The organism is Shewanella sp. SM29 (assembly GCF_025654245.1).
Lineage (GTDB): Bacteria > Pseudomonadota > Gammaproteobacteria > Enterobacterales > Shewanellaceae > Shewanella > Shewanella oncorhynchi.
The window spans coordinates 20,031-45,296 of the sequence record NZ_JAKKRN010000018.1 but is presented as its reverse complement, the minus strand read 5'-3'; the positions used below and the strand labels follow the sequence as shown (position 1 = coordinate 45,296).

20 protein-coding genes and 1 pseudogene are annotated in these 25,266 nt (G+C 47.1%); 7 read left to right on the top strand and 14 right to left on the bottom strand.

The window, feature by feature from the left end:
* The first annotated feature begins 457 nt into the window (after positions 1-457).
* Complete coding sequence (locus tag L5L77_RS13645) at positions 458-787, top strand: cysteine-rich CWC family protein (RefSeq protein ID WP_263186129.1); 330 nt, start codon at positions 458-460, stop codon at positions 785-787.
* A gap of 23 nt (positions 788-810) precedes the next feature.
* On the opposite strand, the gene L5L77_RS13640 is transcribed toward L5L77_RS13645, so the two are convergent.
* A complete protein-coding gene (locus tag L5L77_RS13640; RefSeq protein ID WP_263186127.1) occupies positions 811-1,926 on the bottom strand; it encodes an energy transducer TonB in 1,116 nt (371 codons plus the stop codon).
* Between the two features lie 196 nt (positions 1,927-2,122).
* Positions 2,123-2,944: a hydratase gene (locus L5L77_RS13635; protein ID WP_263186126.1), complete on the bottom strand. Its 822-nt coding sequence runs from the start codon at positions 2,942-2,944 to the stop codon at positions 2,123-2,125.
* Between the two features lie 318 nt (positions 2,945-3,262).
* On the opposite strand from L5L77_RS13635, the gene L5L77_RS13630 reads away from it, so the two are divergent.
* Positions 3,263-4,237 carry a DMT family transporter gene (locus L5L77_RS13630; RefSeq protein WP_113940039.1) on the top strand — a complete coding sequence of 325 codons (975 nt, stop codon included), beginning with the start codon at positions 3,263-3,265 and terminating at the stop codon, positions 4,235-4,237.
* Positions 4,238-4,266: 29 nt separating this feature from the next.
* The gene (locus L5L77_RS13625) at positions 4,267-4,875 is read left to right on the top strand and encodes an HAD family hydrolase (protein WP_263186124.1); all 609 of its coding nucleotides are present in this window, start codon (positions 4,267-4,269) and stop codon (positions 4,873-4,875) included.
* A 56-nt stretch (positions 4,876-4,931) separates the two neighbouring features.
* On the opposite strand, the gene L5L77_RS13620 is transcribed toward L5L77_RS13625, so the two are convergent.
* The 6 genes from L5L77_RS13620 to uvrA form a co-directional block, all read right to left on the bottom strand.
* Positions 4,932-5,456 (bottom strand): hypothetical protein, encoded by a 525-nt coding sequence (locus L5L77_RS13620; RefSeq protein WP_263186123.1) that lies wholly within the window; start codon positions 5,454-5,456, stop codon positions 4,932-4,934.
* A gap of 129 nt (positions 5,457-5,585) precedes the next feature.
* Positions 5,586-5,945 (bottom strand): hypothetical protein, encoded by a 360-nt coding sequence (locus L5L77_RS13615; protein WP_198573411.1) that lies wholly within the window; start codon positions 5,943-5,945, stop codon positions 5,586-5,588.
* A 67-nt stretch (positions 5,946-6,012) separates the two neighbouring features.
* On the bottom strand, positions 6,013-6,168 hold the full coding sequence (locus L5L77_RS13610; protein ID WP_168825603.1) for a hypothetical protein: 156 nt from the start codon (positions 6,166-6,168) through the stop codon (positions 6,013-6,015).
* A 141-nt stretch (positions 6,169-6,309) separates the two neighbouring features.
* Complete coding sequence (locus L5L77_RS13605; RefSeq protein WP_011847889.1) at positions 6,310-8,232, bottom strand: DEAD/DEAH box helicase; 1,923 nt, start codon at positions 8,230-8,232, stop codon at positions 6,310-6,312.
* A 194-nt stretch (positions 8,233-8,426) separates the two neighbouring features.
* The gene (locus L5L77_RS13600) at positions 8,427-9,581 is read right to left on the bottom strand and encodes a M28 family peptidase (RefSeq protein ID WP_219250634.1); all 1,155 of its coding nucleotides are present in this window, start codon (positions 9,579-9,581) and stop codon (positions 8,427-8,429) included.
* A 188-nt stretch (positions 9,582-9,769) separates the two neighbouring features.
* Positions 9,770-12,652 (bottom strand): excinuclease ABC subunit UvrA, encoded by a 2,883-nt coding sequence (gene uvrA / locus L5L77_RS13595; protein WP_105251335.1) that lies wholly within the window; start codon positions 12,650-12,652, stop codon positions 9,770-9,772.
* Between the two features lie 403 nt (positions 12,653-13,055).
* Between uvrA and L5L77_RS13590 the strand changes: the two genes are divergently transcribed.
* Complete coding sequence (locus L5L77_RS13590; protein WP_263176439.1) at positions 13,056-14,423, top strand: MFS transporter; 1,368 nt, start codon at positions 13,056-13,058, stop codon at positions 14,421-14,423.
* 108 nt (positions 14,424-14,531) lie between these two features.
* Positions 14,532-15,239 (top strand): single-stranded DNA-binding protein, encoded by a 708-nt coding sequence (gene ssb, locus L5L77_RS13585; RefSeq protein WP_131524379.1) that lies wholly within the window; start codon positions 14,532-14,534, stop codon positions 15,237-15,239.
* 176 nt (positions 15,240-15,415) lie between these two features.
* Here ssb and L5L77_RS13580 read toward each other — a convergent pair whose 3' ends face one another.
* The 6 genes from L5L77_RS13580 to aspA form a co-directional block, all read right to left on the bottom strand.
* Entirely contained in the window at positions 15,416-16,483 is a 1,068-nt protein-coding gene (locus L5L77_RS13580; protein ID WP_105251337.1) for a porin, read from the bottom strand.
* A 227-nt stretch (positions 16,484-16,710) separates the two neighbouring features.
* Entirely contained in the window at positions 16,711-17,436 is a 726-nt protein-coding gene (locus tag L5L77_RS13575; RefSeq protein WP_105251338.1) for a fumarate reductase iron-sulfur subunit, read from the bottom strand.
* Positions 17,433-19,442 carry a fumarate reductase flavoprotein subunit gene (locus tag L5L77_RS13570; protein ID WP_263186120.1) on the bottom strand — a complete coding sequence of 670 codons (2,010 nt, stop codon included), beginning with the start codon at positions 19,440-19,442 and terminating at the stop codon, positions 17,433-17,435. The genes L5L77_RS13575 and L5L77_RS13570 overlap by 4 nt, the downstream gene beginning before the upstream one ends.
* 151 nt (positions 19,443-19,593) lie before the next feature.
* Positions 19,594-20,319 (bottom strand): fumarate reductase cytochrome b subunit, encoded by a 726-nt coding sequence (locus L5L77_RS13565; protein ID WP_168825590.1) that lies wholly within the window; start codon positions 20,317-20,319, stop codon positions 19,594-19,596.
* 139 nt (positions 20,320-20,458) lie between these two features.
* On the bottom strand, positions 20,459-21,760 hold the full coding sequence (locus L5L77_RS13560) for an anaerobic C4-dicarboxylate transporter (protein WP_105251341.1): 1,302 nt from the start codon (positions 21,758-21,760) through the stop codon (positions 20,459-20,461).
* A 114-nt stretch (positions 21,761-21,874) separates the two neighbouring features.
* The gene (gene aspA, locus L5L77_RS13555; RefSeq protein WP_113940027.1) at positions 21,875-23,314 is read right to left on the bottom strand and encodes an aspartate ammonia-lyase; all 1,440 of its coding nucleotides are present in this window, start codon (positions 23,312-23,314) and stop codon (positions 21,875-21,877) included.
* 556 nt (positions 23,315-23,870) lie between these two features.
* Between aspA and L5L77_RS13550 the strand changes: the two are divergent.
* Positions 23,871-24,512 (top strand): annotated as a pseudogene (locus L5L77_RS13550) (type II asparaginase); the annotation flags it as partial.
* A gap of 3 nt (positions 24,513-24,515) precedes the next feature.
* On the top strand, positions 24,516-24,929 hold the full coding sequence (locus L5L77_RS13545; RefSeq protein WP_263222962.1) for a hypothetical protein: 414 nt from the start codon (positions 24,516-24,518) through the stop codon (positions 24,927-24,929).
* The last annotated feature ends 337 nt before the right edge of the window (positions 24,930-25,266 follow it).

The following is a 25,266-nucleotide window of genomic DNA, read 5'->3' as shown; positions in this document are numbered from 1 at the left end:
CAAATGAATACATCCAAATATCATTTAAGTTAGATAACTTGATGAATACAACCAATTGAACTTTATTGAAACATCCATTGTTAAATTTAGCGACAGGTATACTTGGGAATTAACGAGATTAAGTACTTGCATGGAAGTGACCGTTGGCGGCAAGGATGCCGTCGTCGAGCCCTCAGGGATGACTCATTTCTAAATCAAAGTTGGCGTGTCACTGGAGTGCAAGTGCTTAATCTTTTGGCAAATCAGAAAAGGACGCTTTACAGTATCTGACCGATAGAGGCATAGAGAATATCAACATAATGTGTCGAGCCTAGGGTAAACAATGACAATTGATACCAACGCAACTGATGATACAGTTATCTTTCTTTGTGGCAAAGCAACTCAACTTGAGTGGCTAAAAACCGTTATGATCGCCATCTCTAAGAATAAATAACCTATGTTATTTACGAGGATATTGATGTCCAAGTCGTTACAAGATTTAAGTGTTACGGAATCACAAATTTGCCCTCTGTGCCAAGGCGCGAATCAATGTGCTGTGATTGTTGGTAAGGGTATTGAGGATTGTTGGTGTACTAAGCAGGTGTTTCCGCCTTTGGCGGTGTTGCAAGCGCAAGCATCAGATTCGCTGCAAGGGGCAATCAGCCCCATTTTACCGTCTGCCGATGCGTGTATTTGCCAAACCTGTCTAAGCAAACTCAAGCAGAGTTTAAGTCAGGGGCTGATTGCAACACAGGATGAAAAAAGCCCATCGAGTGTGAGCGACGGGCTAGGTTATGAGGTGAAATAATCTGTTATAGGTTACTGAAAATATTAAGATTTATCAACATAGTAATCTATACGCACTGTGGTTTGAGCTGACACTGGTTTGCCATTGTCAAACTTAGGGGCATAACGCCATTCTTCGATCATTTTTAGTGTGGATTTCTCAAATAGCACACCGCCTTTGGATTCGAGCACTTCAGGGTTTTTCACAAATCCCATCTCATCAACAGTGAAGTTAAGGGTTACATAGCCGCTTTTACGTTGTAGGAGGTAGGACTTGGGGTATTTTGGTACCGTACGAAACAGCGGTTGTTGCTCCTGAGTGTCGGCCCAGGGGCTCATCTTGCCGATAGCAATACAGTGAGCGGTGGATTCGTCACGTTTTCCTTGACGCTCATAGAGTTCCACTAAATAAGCGTGGGCACTTAAGGCATAGGGATGGCTAAAGTTAAGGGCTTCAAACTGCTTAACGACTTCTAAAAGCAATGGAATCGCCTTGTCATCATGCTTTTCTGCATACTCAACGGCACCCACCACATAGGTTGCCTTGACTCTGTCTATGGCGTTCTCTGGTAAAATCTCTTTATAAATATCATAGGCATCGAAGGCATAGCTTCTTACGCTTTTGGTGTATAGCTCTGTATTTGATAAGCGGTTGAAGGCGGCCATTTTTACATCGGCGAGCAGTTTCTTTTTATCGGATTTTTCAGCAATTGCGATAGCAGTAAGCAAATCATTTTTCGCATCTTTGGCTTCAACGGCGGTTTGTGCAGCACCCAGTAAGGGATCGATAAGCTCAAGCGCTTCTTTGCCATAATGAACTTTATAGTTAGCCAGAGCGAGTTGATACAATTCATTCGCCTTAGCCGTTTTTGGCAGATTATTTTCTGTAAATGGGTAAGGTGCAACTTGCTTTTCTATCGCGCAGGCCCAGTTCATGGCTAGGTTAGCTAAGTCGACGCTGTCTTTGGCATATTGAGCTTCGCCGAGTTGATAAGCGGTTTTTGCGCTCGCTTCAATATTTGCAGCATCGCCTTTTTCTACGGCAGCTTGATAGTCACTATAGGCTTTGGTAAAGCTATTTTCTGAGGCATGCACGCTAAGAGAAGTGCCTAAAGTGAGGGCAAGAAGACAGGCGATTGGCAGCATTTTTCCGTGCGACATTCTATATATCCTTATTATTGATGAATTTAGATGATACATAGGTGTACATTTCGAGGCAAGTTAGTTTGGATTTTGTTAATGATGCTTGTGGTGAATGCAGATAACTGAGCACTGAGAACTGAGATTGAAAATAAGCGAGCCCAGCTGAAACTGAGTTCGCTTATTTATCAGTGTTTTGTCGTTTTACTCGCCGCAATCACTTAGTAGTGAAAGTCACGGCGAACTGTCCAAGCGCGCCGTATTCAAATTTGCAGATCTGTGCCAATGGCAGATCGAGGACGCCAGCGTAAGAGCCTGTGATCACATATTGCCCTTGAGTTAAGCTAATGCCTTGGGCGGATAAAAAGTTAACTAACCAGTAGAGTCCCGCCTTAGGGAAACCGTTAGGATGAATGGCGGATTTTTGCAGTGTGTCGCTTTGCTGGTGCTCGCCATTGGCAATATCAACGCTGAGTTCAAAACAGCTCGTCTCTAAACCTTCTTGCGGATTAAGCACTGGCCCTAACCACAGTCCTTGATTGACTAAGCCATCGGCGAGGGCATCAAAATGCGTCGCTTCACTGGGTGTGTGGTAGCGGCTTTTGATCAATTCCAAGGCTAAGCGTGTGTGGCCTAAGGCCTCGTCGATTTCAGCCTCTGTGTAAGGCGTGCTTCTTGGCGGTAAATCGCGAGCAATCTCGAAGGCGAGTTCGGGTTCGACTCGGGCCAGGCCTTTAGTCGATGGATAGAGTGGGCAAGTGGTCGATTGTTGATATACATCATCTTGATAAATAGGCGCTACGACGGTTTTTTCCGCCGTTGGTAATAGGCATTTCCACGCCGCGATAGGATTGTTATCGCTTGCTTTAAATATTTCTGCTACGGCTTGTTGAATAGCGAAGGCCTGTTCGAAGCTGGTTGGCCTCAGTTCTGGGATCAGTAAATCGCCGCTCGTGCCTGCTGCGCGGCGCTCGGCTAATTCTTTGGCTGCGGTATTAATATGCGTTTTAACTTGTTCGATCGTGGCGGTAGATAACATTAACTTTCCTATTTAAAGCGTTAGCTTAAAAAGAAGTGGCCTAGAGAGTGTGTGACAGAAGCCATTTTTATGGGCCAAATATACTCGGTTATTGGCAACGCGGGAAATGCCAATGTTGGCTTTCGGGGTAAATCTGCTGCAGTTGAATCAAGAGTGCGGCCAATATTCCAATTATCGTAAGATGTTGAAACTTGCCTCACATAAGTGTCAGCTAAAGTATCCAATCTAACGCGAATGTTTCCATGCTGATCCGCTAGATATTGTGTTGGCTCAGTGCCAGAATGGCTGTCCATTTTGCGGTTTCTACTGGACTCCTCCGTGAACCTTAGCCATAACGCCCCTCAGGCAAATAATCATGCTCAGCTTGGGCTCCTGTTCATCTCAGTTGCGGTTTTATTTTGGGGCATGTTACCGATAGCATTAAAGCTCTCTGCGGCCTTTATTGATCCCGTAACTCTTACTTGGTTTCGTTTTCTGGTCGCGCTTTTAGTCAGCATAGTGATCCAATGGAGTGCAGGTAGTCTTAAGCAATTTGCAGCACTCGATGCCAAAGTTTGGTTAAGGTTAGTGCTTGCTGGCATCTTCTTGATGCTCAATTATGTGTCTTTTGTTTACTCACTCGATTACCTCGCACCCGGCGCCGCCCAACTTAATTTCCAGACTTCACCCTTTTTCCTCGCGTTTGGTGGTGTGTTGTTTTTTAAGGAACGGCTTAATGCAGTGCAACTCAGCTGTTTTGCAACCTTAGCTTTAGGTATGTTGATGTTTTTCCATCCTAATTTAAATTTTTCTGGGGCTAATAATCATCAGGTTTGGATTGGGGTGATGATCATCCAGTTCTCAGCACTGTCGTGGACTAGCTATGCCTTATTGCAAAAATCCTTACTGAATCGTTTGTCGCCCGCGAACGTGCTCTTAGTGATCTATGGCTTAGGTATTTTCGTAATGGCTCCCTTTAGCGACTTTAGTCAGTTTGTCCGTATGGACAGCTTCGATTGGCAGATAGCACTGTTTTGCGCCGCCAATACCTTGATCGCCTATGGCTGTTTTGGCCAGTCGATGAAGTACTGGCCGACGGCGCAGGTCAGTGCCATGTTGGCCCTAACGCCAGTATTTAGCTTTAGTGCCACGGCGTTAGTGGTGAGCCTTGGCTGGTGGCCAGAAGTATTCCGCGCTGATGAATTAGATGGTTTATCTCTGCTGGGGATTGGCGTGATTATTGTGTCTGTGATGGTGGTGCAATTGCTGCCTATGTACCGTAATCGTCAGGCGAAGCGTTTGCAGGCTGTCTAACGCAGACATTTTATCTATGGGAAAGGCCAGTGATCACTAGACTCAGCGAATTAAAACTTCAGGATATCCGTGGTGTCATCTTCGATCTCGACGGCACCTTAGCGCATTCTAATCCCGATTTTGCTGGGCTGCGGCGTGAGTTGGGGATTCATTCTGGTACAGATATCTTGGCCCATGTCGAGAGTCTGAGTACTGATGAAGAACGGGCTCTGGCGCTGGAAATCGTCCATGAGTACGAAAGACAAAGTTCACTCAAGGCCAGCTGGATTGATGGCGCGAGGGAGCTTATCGAATACCTACGGGCCAAGTCACTGCCCTTGGCTATTTTGACTCGCAATATGCCAGAAGCGGCGCAAATCACTATCGATAAACTCGGCATAGATATCGCATTAGTATTAACGCGCTACGATGCGCAGCCTAAGCCGCATCCCGAAGGTATTCATCTTATTTGCCAGCAGTGGCAACTCGCCCCCGCAGATATCTTGTATGTGGGCGATTATCTGTTTGATCTGCAAACTGCGCGCAATGCGGGTAGTCACTGTGCCCTCTATTGTCCTGAAACCATTCCCGATTATGCCCAAGCGGCTGATTTACTGGTCTCTTGCTACCACAGCCTGATTAAAGCATGGCCTAAATAATTTATGCTTATGCGGTTAACCTGTTTAGCCGCATATATCTCAATTAACTCCTGTGACTACTTAGGTAATTGCTTACAAAGGTCATCAAATAGTGCAAAACTTTCCGTTAGCACCGTTTGTAATTGATCTTCGTTATAGCACCATGGCTGATGTTGTGTACGCCAGTCGTTATCCCAGTCAATCTCTTCACCTCGCGCTAAGCGCTCCGCCACGGCAATATTTTGATAAGAGCCGCCGCCGATGCGTTTATCTTCACGCCATAGGTTAAAACGGAAGGTAACCCACTGCTGCATCTCCATCATAAGCGTCATATGAGGGTAGGCGAACTTTTTCGCATTTAGCATGAAATATCCCCCCTCGCTTGTATAAAAACGAATCGGATATGGAAACTGGGCAACCAGTGCTTGTTGACGCTCGGACGGTACCTTAGGATTAAAATCGCCAGGAAGTTTAGGAAAGCGTGCCAACATAGAGGCATAGCGTTCGGCAAAATTGACCTCTGTAGCTATCGTTATCACAGGTTGTGACACTTCACTTAGGATAAAATTGTGTTGTTGCTCAGTTAACATATCGTCACTCATCTTGACTGTTTATGGTGTTATTTCCGCGGCAGTTAAAAACTAATATCAAATATTTCAATTGATTAAAAATATTCGGTCAATATCAAAATCGCTTTTGTCGCTACGGCCTAGCTAAGAGTCAAAAGATATTTAGCGGTTACTTTGTGTATCCAGCTTATCTTGTTTAAGCCCAAGCCGAATACTGTCGAGTAATGCCACTAACCAGCAGAGCAAAAAGCCATAGAGCAGCTCATTGGCATTGGCAATTGTGGTCTGGGTTTGTTGCGTGATTTCGGCAGAAATCACGCCGATATCAAGCGGTAAGGTGCCGTTTTGAATATCTAATGCGATCACTTGTGCCACTTGATAGATTTGCATGAGCAACAGCACAAGACTCACGACCGCTAAGCTAAAAAATACCAGTGCCGAGCGTTTATGTTTTAGGTAAAAATGGCCGCTGCCGGGGGCGACAAAGGCGGATAACAGGCCGGCGTTAAAGGCTTTTTTCATCGAAATACACTAGATGCGTTGCTAAAGACTAAGTCGACACTAATAGACATGTTGGCTTAACTGCAAGTTAATTTGCCATTGCGACTAACATTCCAATAAAGCCCGCAAACAGAGTGCAACCGACAAGTACCATGATTAATAAAGTTTTATCTTTGTGGCATGACTTAGCGAGTTCGGGCAGTGCCGAGGTAAATGGGGAAGTGATCAGTGCTAAAAAATCCATTTTATATCCTTAAACTAGGCGTTCTTGCACTGACTATATCAGCTTGAAATATCAACTGGCCAGTGTGCTTTGAGCTAGTGCGATGTTAAGACAACAAAAAAGGAGCCTAGGCTCCTTTTTTAGTCTCTAGCTTAAGCTAGATTAGTCTTCACGTGGTTTACGTGGCTTACGCTCACCGGCAGGTTTGTCTGCACGAGGTTTGCGGTCAGCAAATGGCTTGTCACCAGTAGACGCAGCGCGAGGCTTACGATCACCCGCTGGGCGGTCACCTGTTGGACGATCGCCACGTGGTTTACGGTCACCAGCAGGACGGTCTGAACGAGCACTACGGCCTGAATCAACAAATACTTGATCGCCAGCTTCGCGGATGTTCAATGGCTTGCCACAAACACGTACTTTACGTAGGTGCTGTAACACGTCTTTTGGCATGCCGTCTGGCAGGTCAACAGTGGTCACTGCATCGTAAAGTTGGATTGCGCCAATGTAACGGCTGTCGATGTTAGCTTCGTTCGCGATAGCACCAACGATGTTACCCACACCTACACCATTCTCACGACCTACGTCGATCACGTAACGGCACATTTTCAAATCTGGGTTGTCTTTCAACGCTTCAGCTGAGCCTAAGCTTGCTGGCATTGGACGCGGTTCGCGACTTCTGCGTTCACCACGCTCACCACCACGGTCATTACGATCACTTCCGCGGTCGCTACGTTCAGTGCGCTCACTGCGTTCATCACGAACACGTTCTTGAATGGCTGGCAATTGCAAAGGACGTTCTTGCTGAACTTGCTGTAATAATGCAGCGGCTAGCAGATCTGTATCGACTTCTAACTGTTGGCATAATTGAGCAACAGCTTCTTTCATGAAATCTAAATCGCCGTTGATTGTTTCAGCCAATTGCTCACCTAAGCGAGACAGACGACGTTCTGCAACTGTCTCTGGGCTTGGGATTTTCATTGGTGAAATACGGCTGTTAGTTGAGCGTTCGATAGTGCGCAGCATGCGCATTTCACGGCTAGTCACAAACAGGATCGCCATACCAGTACGGCCAGCACGGCCTGTACGGCCAATACGGTGTACATAAGCTTCGGCATCATACGGAATATCGTAGTTCACAACGTGACCGATACGCTCAACGTCAAGACCACGGGCCGCAACGTCAGTCGCGATCAGAATGTCTAACTTGCCACGTTTCAGTTGATCAACTGCACGCTCACGGGCTTGCTGGTTCATGTCACCGTGTAGTGGTGATGAAGCATAACCGCGGGCTTCTAACTTTTCAGCTAACTCAACACATGAGTTACGAGTACGGACGAATATGATCACACCTTCAGTGTTTTCAACTTCTAATACACGTACTAAGGCTTCAAGTTTGTTGTGTTGTGATACTTGTACGAAACGCTGTTCGATTGACTCAACCGTAGTTTGGCTTGATTCGATACGAACATGTACAGGATTACGTAAGTGCTGGTTAGCAACACGCTTAATTTGCTCTGGCATAGTGGCAGAGAATAACGCCAGTTGGCGTTCGCTTGGCGTGTGCTCAAGGATCCATTCGATATCATCGATGAAGCCCATTTTTAACATTTCATCGGCTTCATCGAGCACTAAAGCTTGTAATGAGTCGAGTTTCAAGGTGCCGCGACGCATATGGTCCATAACACGACCTGGCGTACCAACGATAACTTGTGGGCCGCGTTTCAGGGCATTCAACTGTTGTTGCATGCTTTGGCCGCCGTAAATTGGAAGAACGTGGAAATTCTTCATAAATTTGGCATAGCTACTGAACGCTTCAGCAACCTGCACGGCTAATTCACGTGTTGGTGCTAATACTAAAATTTGCGGTGTCGTTTGGCTGGTAACTTTGTTTAATAGTGGTAACGCGAAGGCGCCAGTTTTACCTGTACCTGTTTGCGCTTGACCTAAAATATCTTTGCCAGCCATAAGTGGATCGATACTGGCTGATTGGATTGGCGTTGGTTTTTCATAACCTAGCTCGTCAAGAGCACGCAACAAATTCTCGGATAGGCCGAGTTCACGGAAAGTTCTTTCATCGGATGACATTGGGTTGTAGCCTTGTGGATGCGCGCGCGAAATGGCGCTAAAGTTTCACAGACAGAAAATCAACCCCGTGTCGATTTCCCGCGAACGACGGATTATAGCAGCATGGCGGCCACTTTACCAATCAGAGTCACGCTATTTAACCTGTTTTCTGCATTTTTTTCGCTAAAACTGAGCAAGAAACGCGCCACTTCCCATTAATTCTTTAAATATTCAACATTTAATTGAAGTAACTCGAATGCTGACTCTGTCACTGCCGCAAGAAAAGTGATGTCGATTGTCGCGACGGTATCCTCTGGTGTGTGATATTGGGGATGGGTCGGCACACCAAAATACAGCCAAGGGATATTCGCTTTGTGGAAGGGGTAATGATCCGACGCCCGCAGCCAATCGGTACTTTGTATGCTTCGACCAACGGGTTTAGGGTGCGTGAGCTTAATGCAAAGTCGGTTCTGTTGATTCAGTAGGGGTTTAAATTGATTGAACTGAGTGAAGTTTCGACTGCCTTCGAGGTAAATCCCATAGGGCCTGCCGGGGTGACTCACCATATCTAAATTCAACATCAGCTCAAAAGTCGCTTCTGGCAGGCGGGTTTTGAGTTGCTCTACCAAGGCGATACTGCCATAGAGCCCGGGTTCTTCGGCATCGGTTGCCACAAACATCAGGTTTACCTTAGGCAAGGTATTGGGTTGTAGGGCAAATTGCTGTTGCCAATGTTTGGCAATGGCGAGCATAGCAGCGACGCCCGAGGCGTTATCATCAGCGCCGTGGTAAATCTTGCTGCCGCTCATGCCTAAGTGATCATAGTGGGCGACGATAATGCGCCATCGATTCGTCGGTTCTGCCGTCATCACGGTGGCGACCACGTTGGCGCCAGTTTCTTGGGTGAAGAAGGTTTTATATTCAAAGGGCACGATAAAGTCCGCTCCCCAAGGCTGTAAACCTAGCCCCTGAAATTGCTGCTTTATATAGTCACGACTTTTTGCCGCACCTTGAGTTTGGGTTTTGCGGCCTTCAAATTCATCCGAGCTTAATACTGTGACTGTCGCTTGTAACTCTGTGGGCTCGGCCCAAGTGAGTTTTAGCTCAGTGCGTGCACAAGTTTCGGTTGAGTTAGCGCAACCAGTGAGGGTCGTTGCAACAACGCAGGCCAGTGCTAATAAGCCAAGTCTTTGGGATTGATGTCTTATAAGGTGCGTGATCTTGAACTTGGCGAGCAGCTGACCGATACGACTGTGGTTGAATAGAGTCGATGCGCTTAGGTTTATGTCGCTTAGGTTTTTACTTAAAAGTGATTGATACTGCCTCGGTAATATAAGGTGAGTCACTGGGGACTGAGTGCTATCACGCATGGACATTCCTTATCGCTGAAGCCTTCGCCAGAAGATGAATATCATCTTTGCCTAAATCCGATTCTAATTCAATGAGATCTATATGTATGCGATAGCTTAAGCATATTGGATTGCTGAGCGAAAAAAAGCGCAGTGCTTAGGGCGACTGCGCTTTTATTATTCAGACCAACTGCGGCATGAGCCGAATGTTAAGCCTTAGCTTTATTGGCCTTTGCCAGCTCGATATCCCGTTTTAGCAGTGGCTTTAAGAAGCGTGCCGTGTGGGAGGTTGGATGCTCGGCGACTTCTTCCGGCGTGCCTGTGGCTAAAATCATACCGCCACCACCGCCACCTTCTGGGCCTAAGTCGATAATCCAGTCTGCGGTTTTGATCACATCCAGATTATGCTCAATCACCACAATCGTGTTGCCGTGGGATTTGAGACGATGCAACACGTCGAGCAGCAATTGAATATCGGCAAAATGTAAACCCGTGGTCGGTTCATCCAAGATATACAAGGTTTGGCCCGTGTCACGTTTGGACAGCTCTTTGGCAAGTTTCACCCTTTGGGCTTCGCCGCCCGAAAGTGTGGTTGCACTTTGGCCGAGACGCACATAGGACAAACCCACATCCATCAAGGTTTGTAGCTTACGGGCAATGGCAGGTACGGCATCGAAGAACTGACGCGCATCTTCCACTGTCATCTGCAGTACTTCGTGAATATTCTTGCCTTTATAGCGTACTTCTAAGGTTTCGCGGTTGTAGCGCTTACCTTTACAAGAATCACAGGGCACATACACATCGGGTAGGAAGTGCATTTCTACCTTGATCAAGCCGTCGCCTTGGCAAGCCTCACAGCGTCCACCTTTTACGTTAAAGGAGAAACGGCCGACTTGATAACCGCGAGTGCGTGACTCTTGGGTTCCGGCAAAAATCTCGCGAATTGGGGTAAAGATGCCCGTATAAGTGGCCGGATTTGAGCGCGGTGTGCGGCCAATCGGGCTTTGGTCGATATCGACCACTTTGTCGCACAGTTCCATCCCTTCGATACGATCATAGGGTGAAGGCTCATCCACTGTCGCCCCGTTGAGCATTCTATGGGCGATCTTGAAGAAGGTATCGTTGATTAAGGTCGATTTACCCGAACCCGATACGCCTGTTACACAGGTGAAGAGGCCAATGGGAATGGTTAAATCCACATTGCGCAAGTTGTTGCCGCGTGCGCCAAACAATTGAATGACTTGGTTTTTGTCGAAGGGAATGCGCGGCGTATCGATATGAATGCTGCGCTTACCGGAAATATACTGGCCAGTGACCGATTCTTCACAGGCGATGATCTTCTCAATCGGACCGTCACAAATGACTTCGCCGCCGTGTACACCTGCGCCTGGACCAATATCGATCACGTGATCCGCCATACGGATCGCATCTTCGTCATGCTCAACCACAATCACAGTGTTGCCCAAATCCCGCAGGTGGATCAGGGTTTGCAGCAGACGCTCGTTATCCCTTTGATGCAGACCAATTGAGGGTTCGTCGAGCACATACATCACGCCGACGAGCCCTGCACCGATTTGGCTGGCGAGTCGAATACGTTGGGCTTCACCACCGGAGAGGGTTTCTGCCGAGCGTGATAGGCTCAAATAATTGAGGCCCACGTTCACGAGGAAACCTAAGCGATCGCGGATTTCCTTTAAAATCTTCTCGGCGATCTGCGCCTTTTGGCCGCTAAACTCGACTTTCTCGAAGTAGTCCAAGGCTTCGCCAATCGACCAAGTGGTGAGTTGTGGCAGGTTGATATCACCTAAAAACACGTTACGTGCTTCTTCGCGTAAGCGCGAACCACCACAGCTTTGACAAGCTTGGGTATTGATAAACTTGGCTAATTCGTCACGTACCGAGTTGCTTTCGGTTTCGCGATAGCGCCTGTCCATGTTGTTTAGAATGCCTTCGAAGGGGTGATTACGCACCACCACATCACCGCGGTCATTAATGTATTTAAAGGCAATACTTTCTTTACCTGAGCCGTAAAGTACGATTTTGCGGACTTTTTCGCTAAGCTGCTCGTAGGGCACTTCGACATCGAACTTATAGTGTTCGGCGAGTGAGCTAAGCATTTGGAAATAGTAGAAGTTGCGCCTATCCCAGCCGCGAATCGCACCGCCCGCCAGTGACAGCTCGGTATTGGTGATCACTCGCTCAGGATCGAAAAATTGTTGTACCCCTAAACCATCACAGGTTTGGCACGCGCCAGCGGGATTGTTAAAGGAGAAGATCCTTGGCTCTAATTCCGCCATCGAATAACCGCAGTGCGGGCAGGCGAAGTTGGCCGAGAAGATCAGTTCTTCGCCTTTGGATTTACCAGTACCCGTGTCGTCTTCCATGCTGGCAACGGTCGCTATGCCGCCGGAGAGTTCCAGCGCAGTTTCGAAGGATTCCGCTAAGCGTTGCTTGATATCGTCACGCACTTTAAAACGGTCGACGACCACTTCAATCGTGTGTTTAACGTGTAAGTCTAAGGTTGGCGGATCGGTTAAGTCACACACTTCACCGTCGATACGAGCGCGGATATAACCCTGCGCTGATAGACCTTCGAGCAATTTAACGTGTTCACCCTTACGGGCGTTGACTACAGGTGCGAGCAGCATCAAGCGGCTGTCTTGGGGCATTTCCAACACTTTATCGACCATTTGGCTGACGGTTTGTGCCGCCAAGGGTTGATTATGTGTCGGACAACGCGGCTCACCCACGCGGGCAAACATCAAGCGCAGGTAATCATAAATTTCGGTAATCGTGCCCACGGTCGAACGTGGGTTATGGGAGGTGGATTTTTGCTCTATGGATATCGCCGGGCTTAAGCCTTCGATATGGTCCACATCGGGCTTTTCCATTAAACTCAAAAATTGGCGAGCATAGGCAGATAGGGACTCGACATAACGTCGCTGGCCCTCGGCATATAAAGTATCGAAAGCGAGGGAGGATTTGCCAGATCCCGATAAGCCCGTGATGACAATCAGTTTATCCCTTGGGATAGTCAGGTTGATATTCTTGAGATTGTGGGTGCGTGCGCCGCGTATTTCAATCTTATCCATCTATCGCTCTAATGCCATATGCTTAAAAAAATGAGCACAAGTATCGCACAGTTCCGCCGCTGAGTTTAGTTGATTCTGTGATCTGCACCAATCCTAGGGCTGGCACTGGCTTTAAGTCGGCCTGCTTTGCGGGATGTTGTGGATGGAATGGATTAACTAAGATTAATACTGTTGTTGCGCACTGACTCACAGGACAATTGTGAACACTATGTTAGACTCATACCCCTGTGCCTGAGCGTTAAAAATAAAGATTTTAACTCAGACATAGTCAATATAGGTCCGTGATAAACGGGATAAAAGCTAAGTGTATAGTCAGTGGTTTAGGCCACTATTTCCTTTTGAGCAAATCCTTTTGGGTGTGGTAACATGCGCCCCTTAAAAGACTTCAATCCAGGGCAAAATCATGGGTAACAACGGACTTTCGGGTACTGAGAAAAAAGTCGCGTTTTCTTTAGCCAGTGTATTTGGTTTGCGCATGATGGGCTTGTTTATGATCATGCCCGTCTTTGCACTTTATGGTCAGCATCTCGAAGGCTTTTCGCCTCTGTGGGTGGGTATTGCTATCGGCGCCTATGGCCTGACTCAAGCCGTGCTGCAAATCCCCATGGGGATTTTATCTGACAAATATGGTCGCAAGCCGATTATTCTCGGTGGCTTAGTGTTGTTTGCTATTGGTAGTGTTATCGCTGCTAACGCAGATACGATTTATGGCGTTGTCTTTGGTCGAGCTGTACAGGGTATGGGTGCGATTGCCGCTGCCGTGCTGGCGCTGGCCGCGGATTTAACCCGCGACGAGCAGCGCACTAAGGTGATGGCGATTATTGGCATGTGTATCGGGTTATCTTTTGCCCTGTCTTTGCTAATGGGGCCTATCGTCGCGCAACATCTTGGGTTGACTGGATTGTTTTGGTTAACGGCGGTATTGGCTATTGTCGGTATGCTGTTGATCCAGTTTTTAGTGCCTAATCCCATCACTCAGGCGCCGAAGGGAGACACTCTCGCAACGCCCGCTAAGCTCAAACGTATGTTCCTCGAGCCGCAATTATTTAGGCTTAACGCTGGGATTTTTATTCTGCATTTAGTGTTAACCGCGGTATTTGTGGCTTTGCCGCTGGATCTGGTGGATGCGGGGCTCGTGAAAGAAAAACACTGGATGCTGTATTTTCCCGCTTTTGTGGGAGCGTTTATTTTGATGGTGCCGTTAATCATCATAGGGGTTAAGCGCAAAAATACTAAGGCGATGTTCCAAATTGCCCTCGTGATCATGATAGTGGCATTGCTGTCGATGGCCGCATTTGCGAGCAATCTCTGGGTATTGAGTTTTGCTGTGGTGCTCTTCTTTACTGGGTTTAACTATTTAGAAGCCTCACTGCCAAGTTTGATTGCCAAATTTTGCCCCGTCGGCGAAAAAGGCTCGGCCATGGGCGTGTATTCTACTAGCCAGTTTTTAGGGGCTTTTTGTGGTGGTATGCTCGGTGGCGGTGCTTTCCAGCTCGTGGGCGCAGTCGGGGTATTTATTGTTGCCGTGATCTTAATGTCTATTTGGTTATTCCTGACATTAGGCATGCAAAATCCTGTGCTGTTAAAGAGTTACACCTTAGAAGCTGAAGTGAAAGACAAGGCGCAAGCGCGCGATATGGCAACCCAGTTATCCCAATTAATGGGCGTTGTTGAAGCCATAGTCGTGCTGGACGAGAAAGTAGCTTATCTCAAAGTAGACGAGCATTTCGATTTAAGAGAAGCACGAGCTGTGTTAGGCTCTGCTCAATAATATCTGGTCTGCCGTGTGGTATTTGGGGAAGCTGATTTTCCTCTATGGCAATAAAGATAAACAACATACTGAATTAATAGATTATTTAAAGAATCGCAGGAGATTTCAATGGCCAGTCGTGGTGTTAACAAGGTAATTTTGGTTGGCAATTTGGGACAAGATCCAGAAGTGCGTTATATGCCAAACGGTAATGCAGTCGCAAACATCACAGTAGCGACTAGCGAATCGTGGAAAGACCAACAGGGTCAACAGCAAGAGCGCACTGAATGGCACCGTGTGGTTCTGTTCGGAAAATTAGCTGAAATTACCGGTGAATACCTGCGTAAAGGTTCACAGGTTTACCTTGAAGGTAAACTGCAAACTCGTAAGTGGAAAGACCAAAGTGGTCAAGACCGTTACAGCACTGAAGTAGTTATCGACCAAAGCGGTAGCATGCAAATGCTAGGTAGCCGTGGTCAAGGTGGACAAGCACAAGGCGCGCCAATGGGCGGCATGCCACAAAACGCAGGTTATCAATCTGCACCACAACAAGCCGCGCCTGCGCAAAATCAATATGCGCCAGCGCCTCAAGCAGCACCTGCTTACCAAGCGCCAGCTCAGCAACAATATGCTCCGCCAGCACCTGCCCAGCAGCAAGGTTATGGTCAGCCACAGGCTCAACAACCACAACAAGGTGGTTATGCGCCTAAGCCACAAGCCGCTCCAGCGCCAGCTTATCAAGCGCCTGCAGCACCGGCACAGCGTCCAGCGCCACAACCACAGCAAAACTTCACTCCAGATTTGGATGATGGCTGGGATGACGATATTCCGTTCTAATTTGGAACGTATCGAAGCATAAAGACGGTATCGTCTTAAATAAGCAAAGCCACGCGAGTCGTGGCTTTGTTGTTTCTTGTCTTTATGTTTTTAAGTTTTGTGCTGTGAGGCCGTAGGCGAGGTTGTTAAACCCTTCACCTCGCTTGCTCACATAACGATACGTTTGAGATAGAAACTTAGAACGTATAATCGAAGTTATAACGCATGCCTAGCATGATCTGGTCATTGGTTTCGCGGTATTCAAAATCTGTTTTTTGATATTCGATGAAGGTGCTGAATTTCGGTGTTTTATGCCATTCCAGCGTAGTGTTATAGGCATTGTATTTCGCGGAGGTGATGTCATTGTCGCCATCGTCATATCTGGACACGCCTAGCTTGATTTTATAGCTGTCAGTGATGGGATAGCTTGCAACTACATCCAGTGTTGAACCATCCAATGTAGTGCCATCGACGCTGTCTTTTTCAATGTTTTGATAGGCTGCGGCGAGGAACAGAGAATTGAAATTTTTCGCTAGGGTTACACCGAATGTATTTTCATCCTTGTTGTCCTCTAACTCTTTATTATAAAAAGCCGCGGCAATGTAGATGAAGTCGGTTTTATAACGGATACCCGTGTTAACGAAGTCACTGCCGCCACTGCCTTTATTGCCGTCGAATTGTGCATCGGCCGAAAATAACAGGTCGCCAAACTCTTTACGATAGGTCACGAGATTATTGAGCCTGAATGGGCTCGCACTGTCATAGGCCAGAGGCGTTCCTGAGCGGTTAAAGATATCAACGGGATCGGAAATCATTTCCTGCGTGACGGCTTGTTTACCTATGGCAACGCTACCAAAAAATCCCTTTAATCCGACATAGGCTTTACGTGCATCGCCAAAGTCGCCGTCATCTTTGATATCGACCTTAAATTCCCCCTTCGCAAACCCGACTAAGCCATTGCCAAGCTGGTGTTCTGCGGCAAAGCCAATTCGCGAGTTCGCATCGCCTACATCCCACACATCGTCCGAGTTAGTGTGGGTCAGGCCGAAGGTTGGGCGTAAAGAACCATAAAAATTAAACTGGGTATCAGATGGCACTGATGGCTCATTTTCTTGAGCTTCGAGCATGGCGAGTCTCTGCTGAATTTGTTGTAACTCAGTGCGTAATTCGTCATTGGTTTCTGCTGTATTATTGGCTTGAACGGCAAAAATAGGTGTGGCAAAGCTCAGCACAAGTATGGCTGATGTAAGTTTAGACGGTTTCATTTATGTTTCCTTACATAACAACTACTCGCGTTACGCTAATGGATTTTGTTGCCGATTGAGCTGTATCGCTAGTAGTAAGGATTTGCACTTGTGATAGTGCTGGGGAGGCGCCTAGCTAAGAAATTAGGCTTCGTATCTCAGCAGCTGACAGATAAAAGCTGTCAGCTGGTTTTGGAAAGGTGCAATCCTATCAATCCCGCCAAAACAGCGGGACGTTAGAGGGAGGATTAGAGTATGGTCGCGGCCATTTTGCGGCGCAGGTAAGCGATTTGCTGCATGTGTGGCAAATCTTTGGGACAGTTATCTTGGCAGCCGAGTAGCGTCATACAGCCAAATACGCCATCTTGATTGCCAATCACATGGTAGAAATCATCCGCGCTGCGGCTGTCTCTGCTATCCATTTCAAAGCGGGCGATTTTCATCATGCCAACCGCGCCGACAAAGGTGTCACGCATTTGTTTGGTGGCGCAGGCCGACACGCAAACGCCACATTCGACGCAGCGTTCTAGCTCATAGATCCGTGCGGCTTCTTCGGGTGCCATTGGATTTTCGAGGCGATGAATGTCCTGATCATCGGGTCTAGGGTGCAGCCACAGTTTTAAGCGTTCGGCTAATTCACGCATAAATTTACCCGTGTTCACCGATAAGTCGCCAATCAGCTCGAAGCCGGGCAGCGGCATTAGGGTGATTTCGCCATTAGGATAATTTGCCGTTAACGTGCGACAGGCAAGCGTGGGGAAACCATTGATCACCATGGCGCAACTGCCACAGATGCCCGCGCGGCAGACAAAGTCGAACTGCAGTGACGGGTCTTGTAGCTCACGTAGTTGATTTAAGGCGATAAATACTGTCATGCCCGGTGTTTCAGTCAACTGATAACGTTCCATCTTTGGCTTGTCTTGGCCATCTTGCGGATCGTAGCGAAAGATATTAAAGCTGATTTGACGGCTCATAGTGGTTTGTTTCCTACCGGTTGGGCTGGAGTGATCGCTAAGGTATCGCTGAGGCGTTCATTAGGAGCCTGCAGGTGGCTTGGCAGCTCGTATGGCATCAGGGCTCGCTGCAGTGTGTTTCTATCGGGATCATCACCTAAGCTCGCGAGCACTTGATTGATTTCTTGTACGCGTTTTTCGGTATCTGGATGGGCGATAGTATTATCGTTACCGTAGCCACGGTATCCCGGTGGTAGCTCCATTTTCATCACATCTAGCGCTTCATAACGCAGTACTGGTTCAAGTGATTCGGCATCTGGCCAAGTTGCCAGTGTGCGGTTGAGCCAATCTTTATCATTGCGTTGTGGGTAATCTTCCCGTGAATGGGCGCCGCGGCTTTCAGTGCGAGCCTCTGCGCCACAGGCGACGGTTAGGGCCACTTTCAACATACGGGTGACGCGTAGCGCTTCGACTAACTCAGGATTGGCGTGACGTTTTTTACATTTAAGGCCAAGATTTTTTGCCCGCAGCAGTAAGTCTTTCAAGCCTTTGATGGCTTTATCTAACTCGGGTCCATTACGGAAGATCCCGACGTAGTTCATCATGATGCGTTGCATTTCTTTCTTTATTTGGAAGGGGTTTTCTGTGCCGTTGCCTTCGATCAGTCCATCGATTTCTTGCTGCAATTTATCGATGAATTTTTGAGTCAGCGCTGTATCAATTTCTAAGTCGTTATTCTGACAAAAATCAGCGACATATTTGCCGATGATCATTCCGCCGACCACAGTTTCTGCCACCGAATTACCGCCTAAACGGTTAAAACCATGCATGTCCCAACAGGCCGCTTCTCCGACACTGAACAGCCCTTTGAGTTGTGGACTCTCACCTGTGGCATTGGTGCGCACGCCGCCCATGGAATAATGCTGGGTAGGTCTGACGGGGATCCAGTCTTTACAAGGATCGATACCGAGGAAGTAATCACAAATCTCTTTCACTTCGCGCAGGTTGGTTTCGATATGCTCACGTCCCAGCTGAGTAATATCCAGCCACAGATGCGGGCCATAAGGGCTTTCGACCCCATTGCCTTTACGCATATGTTCCGTCATGCGGCGGGACACCACATCGCGCGAAGCGAGTTCTTTTTTCTCAGGCTCGTAATCTGGCATAAAGCGATGGCCGTCTTTATCGCGCAGGATACCGCCATCACCACGACAACCTTCAGTGGTAAGGATCCCCGCGGGCACTATGGCGGTAGGGTGAAACTGCACCGCTTCCATATTGCCTAAGGTGGCGACACCAGTATCGAGTGCTAACGCTTGGCCTATGCCTTCGCAGATGGTGGCATTGGTCGATATTTCATAAATCTTGCCATAACCGCCGGTGGCGATGGTGGTGGATTTGGCGACATAAGCGCGCAATTCACCTGTGACTAAACAGCGGGCAATGACTCCATGGCAACGCTTACCGTCATGGATCAGCGACAGGGCTTCAATCCGTTCATGTACTGGAATGCCCATGGAGATAGCTTGGTTATCGACGGCATACAGCAAAGAGTGGCCAGTGCCATCGGCGGTGTAACAGGTACGCCATTTTTTTGTGCCACCAAAATCGCGGGCATTGATCAGGCCGTGAGCTTCTTCGGCCTCATTGAGCGTTACCCTTTGCGCATTCATGATGACTTCACGCGGGCCGGCGGAAATCCTTGACCAAGGCACGCCCCAGTTGGTGAGTTCACGGATCGCTTTCGGTGCAACGTGGGCAAACATGCGTGCGACGTCTTGATCGCAGCCCCAGTCAGAACCTTTGACTGTGTCTTGAAAGTGAATGTCTTCGTTATCGCCCATGCCTTTAACGGTATTGCCTAGGCTGGCTTGCATTCCGCCCTGTGCGGCGGCCGAATGTGAACGTTTTGCGGGAATTAACGATAGCACTAAGGTATCTAGGCCTCGCTCTTTGGTGGCAATCGCGACTCTAAGGCCTGCCAATCCTGCGCCAATGACTAATGAGTCTGTATAAATGATTTTCAAATCAGATCCTTATCTAATAATTTAGATAACATTTCATGGATTTATCATTGCGCTCCTCGGGCATAGATGCGCTGCAACTATGTATCAGAGGAGGATCCGTATGTTGTTTGTCTTGCTATACAGGCTAGGTGCGCCGATAGCGTCATGCCCATTACTGAGGAATAAACGGTTGTACTGGCAAAACTAATTCGATACCAATATTGATATAGGTCACTAGGCTTAATGTGCCTAAACACAATAAATAGACGATCAATACTTGCGCGATAGTGCGGATAAGTGGACGGTTACTACTCACACCCCACTTTAATATCACTCGGTATAAACCAACGATGCCGTGGAATAACACGATAGGTAAAAACACCACGTATAAGAGCCAAGCGTTATCGTGGTAAACCCGTTCGGCCGAAAGGTGAGGGCCAATATCAGGGTTTAAAATCATAGTGGCAAGATGGGCTGACACTAAGAAAAACAGTAAGAAACCGGTGATCATCTGCCAGAACCATGCTTGGGTATCTCTATGCTTGATAGTCGACATGAAGCCACGCATCGCTCGCCATTGGCCTAATTGCACTGGAAAACGACGTAGTGCGGTGGCGGCATGTACTGCAACAATCACCAGCATAATGACTGAAATGATCTGGGTCACTATGGGGAAGCCATGACCCGTCGAGCTAAACATACTGCCTTCTAAGAATTGCACCATGTGAAAAAAGGTTTCTTTACCAAATAAAATGCTCGCCTCGAAATGCATATGAAATAAGAGGAAAATACCTAATATAAGCCCTGTCACACTTTGTAAGCAGTCTGCTTTAGCCGACCAAGCTTGGCCAAATGGTCCGCCGTTAATGGCGGTAGGAACACGCGTTTTTGCTGACATTAATTCACCTCTTACTCGATTTGCTATGGCGTGAATGTACCTGCATCACGCCAAAACAAAGCCTATAGATACAGATTAAAAGAAGAGGGTTAATCCATTTGTAGGCATTAGCCCTGAGAGCACTTAGGGTAAAATTGAGCTACAGCATCATGCCGCCAAACAGGAAGGCTAATGCCACACTGGTGGCAATCGTCACAACGCCAGGGACCAGGAACGGATGGTTAAATACCGCCTTACCAATCCGTGTCGAGCCAGTATCATCCATCTCGACCGCAGCCAGTAGCGTGGGGTAAGTCGGTAATACAAACAGCGCGCTGACGGCGGCGAAAGAGGCTACGGCTGTCAATGGACTTACACCAATCGCCAAGGCTGCGGGCATTAGCGCTTTTGTTGTCGCGCCTTGGGAGTAGAGCAGCATGGAGGCAAAGAATAAGGTTACCGATAATAACCAAGGCTGACTTTGCAGTAAGGTGCCGGCAAGATCTTTGATTTCCTCGATATGATTCGACACTAAGGTATCGCCTAACCAAGCCACACCTAACACACAAACACAGGCTGACATGCCTGACTTGAAGGTGGCCGCGTTAGAGATTTCACTTGCGTCTAACTTACAGAAAATCGTAATAGCGGCAGCTGCCGTGAGCATCAGCACCATAATGGCGGCGTCGCGTGGCAATACAGGGTCAACAATCAAACCGACTTTGTCTGATATCGCAGTGGCATAGGCCATGACAGCCGCAATCGCCAGCAAGAAAATCATCACAGATCGTTTCGCGCCGGCTTTAATTTTGATCTCCGTTTTACCGCGTGTTTTGACTAAACCTTTGGCTAAGCGTTCTTGATAGACAGGATCATCGGCCAGTTCTTTACCCATTAAGTTGGCAACAACGGCGCCGACCATGCAGGCGAGAAAAGTTGAGGGAATACAAACGGCTAACAGTACTAAATAATCTACGCCAAACGGCTCTAAGATGCCTGAGAAGAACACGACAGCCGCTGAAATCGGTGAGGCGGTAATGGCGACTTGAGATGCGACAACGGCAATAGATAAGGGACGAGAGGGGCGAATGCCTTGCTCTTTTGCGACTTCGGCAATAACAGGTAAGGTGGAGAATGCTGTGTGGCCTGTACCCGCAAAAAGTGTCATGAAATAGGTGACGACAGGGGCCAGAAAGGTGATTTGTTTGGGATGCTTACGTAATAATTTTTCTGCCAGTGAGACTAAATAATCCATCCCTCCAGACACTTGCATGGCCGCAATCGCGGTGATAACTGACATAATGATGAGGATCACGTCAATCGGGATATTGCCCGGTTTGAGTCCCATCCCCGCGGTCAGTATCAGTACCCCGACACCGCCAGCGAAGCCGACTCCCATGCTACCCATCCTTGCACCAAGGTAAATAGCCCCGAGGACGATAATTATCTCTAATATAATCATAGTGTTAACTCTATTTTATTTTTAATTTCAATAGCCTGCGCATATTCACTCTGCGCAGGCTTATTCTTGAATCATCGAGTTGTGAGCTGGGGAAGGCTCCCCAGCCCCACTGAGTTACACTTTGGCTTTGCTGGTGTTTTTTGCTTTGTACTTAGGATTCATCAGGTTTTCAACTGAGAGAATGTCATCGAGTTCTTCAACCGTTAACAAACCGCGTTCGAGTACCACTTCACGGACATTTTTACCCGTTTGGGCGCAAATCTTGCCTATGATGTCACCTTCATGGTGGCCGATGATTGGGTTAAGGTAGGTCACGATCCCGATAGAGTTCATCACATGGGCCATGCAGATCTCTGGATTGGCTGTGATACCTTCAACGCATTTTTCACGCAGGGAGATACAGGCATTGCCCATCAAACTGAGCGACTCAAACATCGCCTGTCCAATCACAGGTTCCATTACGTTAAGCTGTAATTGGCCAGCTTCGGCGGCCATAGTGATAGTGATATCGTTGCCGACAATCTTAAAGGCAACCTGATTGACGACCTCAGGGATCACAGGGTTAACCTTGGCTGGCATGATGGAGGAACCCGCTTGCAGCTCAGGAAGATTAATCTCCTTCAGACCTGTACGTGGACCCGATGAAAGTAAGCGTAGGTCGTTACAAATCTTGGACATTTTAATCGCCATACGCTTAATTGCACTGTGCAGCATAACGTAGGCACCACAATCGGATGTCGCTTCGATTAAATCTTCCGCTGGCACATAGGCGCGGCCAGTAATGTCTGCCAGATACTTAATGGCTAATGCAGAATAACCGACAGGCGTATTGAGCCCTGTACCAATGGCGGTTGCGCCTAAGTTCACTTCTAACAACAACTCTTGGCAACGCTTGATGGACTTAATTTCTTCTCGCAATGTAACAGCAAAGGCATGAAACTCTTGGCCTAAGGTCATAGGCACGGCATCTTGCAATTGAGTGCGGCCCATTTTTAAGATGGTTTTAAACTCTGTGGCTTTAGTGTCGAAAGCGCTGATAAGGTCGGTTAATGCATCTAACAGAATATCGGTACTGTTGATGACCGCAATACGGAAACCTGTTGGATAGGCATCGTTGGTCGATTGGCATTTATTAACATGGTCATTAGGGTTGATGACATCGTAACGGCCTTTTTCTAGCCCCATGATTTCCAGTGCAACGTTGGCTAATACCTCATTGGTATTCATGTTGACTGAAGTGCCTGCGCCTCCTTGATAAACATCGACCGGAAATTGATCAACAAATCGACCCGTTGTAAGTATCAGATCGCACGCTTCAATAATTTTGTCAGCGATTTCAGGACTTACAGCGCCTAATTCACTGTTAGCCATGGCAGCGGCTTTTTTTGTTAGCATCATGCCACGGACTAATTCAGGTACATCGGAAATTTTTTGATTACTCAGCTTAAAGTTTTCGATGGCACGCAGTGTATGTATGCCATAATAAAATTCATTGGAAACTTCTTTCGTGCCCAATAAATCTTCTTCGATCCGTACGCTATTAGTATCTTTCATTTCGATCCTATTAAATCCAATTAATAGTAAGATATATCTCCGAGTATTGAGTTGTGGATGTGTACAATAAGTATACGTAACACATCAAGAATAACTCATCGAAAACATGAAGGAGAATCGTCTCCTTGACTATCGAAGTAGATCTTAACGCTTTGGCAATAACAGGATTAGGATGGTGATCACTTAACTGTATGAAATAGTGTATTTCTTTTTTTTCTTAGATAAGTCTCTCAACTCGGATCACTAGTGTGAGCCATTACTTTTTGATGCAAATTAGCTATAGATTTGTTATTCGTTAACCAATCGGCGACATATTTATTCAAGTGTTTTTAAAATTAAATAAACCATACGATATTTAATTGTCACTGCGTCAATAGCGAATAATCATTGATTAGTTAAATCTACTCAATAATAAATGCATGGTGTTTTCCTTAAAGTTTAAATAATCAATTAGATAACGCTAAATATGTTATTTCATTTTAGTGAGAGCTATCACAGTGAGGCTTAGACAATAGTGCACACTGTGGGCGTTTATTATTAATCAAAGGATGTAAGCATGAATTTTCCAATGCGTAAGCTTTTGCTCTCGGTCACTTTAGGGTTATTTCTCTCCTCCGCGGCGCAGGCGCTTCCACAGGTACGTATTATTGCCACGGGTGGCACTATTGCGGGAGTCGGACAATCGGCTACTGAGTCTAACTATCAGGCTGGTGAAGTGGGCATTAGTAGCTTAATTGCAGCCGTGCCTGAAATGAAACAACTTGCCGATATTCAAGGTGAGCAACTGGTTAAAATCGGTTCGCAGGATATGAACGATAAAGTTTGGCTAGCCTTAGCCAAGCGCATCAATCTGCTATTGGCTGATAAAGATGTCGACGGTATCGTCATTACCCATGGTACTGATACCTTAGAGGAAACGGCGTATTTTTTAAATCTCACCATCAAGAGCGATAAGCCTGTAGTACTGGTTGGGGCAATGCGTCCATCAACCGCCATGAGTGCCGATGGCCCGATAAATCTGTATAACGCAGTCGCGACCGCCGCTAACCTCGAATCTAAAGGTTGAGGCGTGTTAGTGGTGATGAACGATACCGTATTGAATGCCCGCGATGTGACTAAGACTAACACTACAGGTGTACACACTTTTGCCGCGCCTAACTTTGGTCCACTGGGCGTTATCCATAACAGCAAGATTGAATACATGGGCAAAACTGAGCGTCAACATACTACGCAAACGCCTTTTGATGTCAGCAAACTCGACAAGTTACCGCAGGTAGGCATAGTGTATAACTACGCCAATGCCAGTGATGTACCTGTCAAAGCTATGGTTGAAGCGGGTTTTGATGGCATAGTCAGCGCCGGTGTAGGTAATGGTAATATTTACCACTCAATATTTGATACCTTAGCTAAGGCGAGTCAAAAAGGCACCTTAGTCGTTCGCTCTAGCCGAGTGCCCACAGGCGCAACCACGCTTGATGCCGAGATAGACGATGCTAAATATGGCTTTATCGCAGCAGGTAATCTTAACCCGCAAAAAGCCCGCATTTTACTGATGCTGTCGTTAACGCAAAGCAAAGATCCACAGCAGATCCAACGTTGGTTTCAACAGTTTTAAGATTCAACTGCGTGATAAAACAAAAGCCCTGCGAATATTCGTAGGGTTTTTGCATTTTGTCATTAATGGCTTACCTGTGAAGTGGTTTTTTCACGAGGCCATGAGCCGAAATATCTAAACAGTGTTGTGATTTTTAAAGCCAAAATTGTGAGGGTTCAACTCAGATTTTCAATCAAGATATTGCTCTGTAATTAGATTTAAGAAAGGGCTTGGCTAATTAAGCACTCAATATCTCACTAATATATGCATACCATTCCACAGTAACCATTAAATCCACAGCTGTTTCAGCTTCCTTCCTCGCTCATTATTTTTCGGCATATTCTGACTATATATCAAG

Bases quoted from the DNA above. Each gene is read 5' to 3' on its own strand.
- L5L77_RS13645 (WP_263186129.1), top strand. From the start codon at position 458: ATGTCCAAGTCGTTACAAGATTTAAGTGTTACGGAATCACAAATTTGC.
- L5L77_RS13640 (WP_263186127.1), bottom strand. From the start codon at position 1,926: ATGTCGCACGGAAAAATGCTGCCAATCGCCTGTCTTCTTGCCCTCACT.
- L5L77_RS13635 (WP_263186126.1), bottom strand. From the start codon at position 2,944: ATGTTATCTACCGCCACGATCGAACAAGTTAAAACGCATATTAATACC.
- L5L77_RS13620 (WP_263186123.1), bottom strand. From the start codon at position 5,456: ATGAGTGACGATATGTTAACTGAGCAACAACACAATTTTATCCTAAGT.
- L5L77_RS13615 (WP_198573411.1), bottom strand. From the start codon at position 5,945: ATGAAAAAAGCCTTTAACGCCGGCCTGTTATCCGCCTTTGTCGCCCCC.
- L5L77_RS13610 (WP_168825603.1), bottom strand. From the start codon at position 6,168: ATGGATTTTTTAGCACTGATCACTTCCCCATTTACCTCGGCACTGCCC.
- L5L77_RS13605 (WP_011847889.1), bottom strand. From the start codon at position 8,232: ATGTCATCCGATGAAAGAACTTTCCGTGAACTCGGCCTATCCGAGAAT.
- L5L77_RS13600 (WP_219250634.1), bottom strand. From the start codon at position 9,581: ATGCGTGATAGCACTCAGTCCCCAGTGACTCACCTTATATTACCGAGG.
- uvrA (WP_105251335.1), bottom strand. From the start codon at position 12,652: ATGGATAAGATTGAAATACGCGGCGCACGCACCCACAATCTCAAGAAT.
- L5L77_RS13590 (WP_263176439.1), top strand. From the start codon at position 13,056: ATGGGTAACAACGGACTTTCGGGTACTGAGAAAAAAGTCGCGTTTTCT.
- ssb (WP_131524379.1), top strand. From the start codon at position 14,532: ATGGCCAGTCGTGGTGTTAACAAGGTAATTTTGGTTGGCAATTTGGGA.
- L5L77_RS13580 (WP_105251337.1), bottom strand. From the start codon at position 16,483: ATGAAACCGTCTAAACTTACATCAGCCATACTTGTGCTGAGCTTTGCC.
- L5L77_RS13575 (WP_105251338.1), bottom strand. From the start codon at position 17,436: ATGAGCCGTCAAATCAGCTTTAATATCTTTCGCTACGATCCGCAAGAT.
- L5L77_RS13565 (WP_168825590.1), bottom strand. From the start codon at position 20,319: ATGTCAGCAAAAACGCGTGTTCCTACCGCCATTAACGGCGGACCATTT.
- L5L77_RS13560 (WP_105251341.1), bottom strand. From the start codon at position 21,760: ATGATTATATTAGAGATAATTATCGTCCTCGGGGCTATTTACCTTGGT.
- aspA (WP_113940027.1), bottom strand. From the start codon at position 23,314: ATGAAAGATACTAATAGCGTACGGATCGAAGAAGATTTATTGGGCACG.
- L5L77_RS13545 (WP_263222962.1), top strand. From the start codon at position 24,516: ATGGGCAAAACTGAGCGTCAACATACTACGCAAACGCCTTTTGATGTC.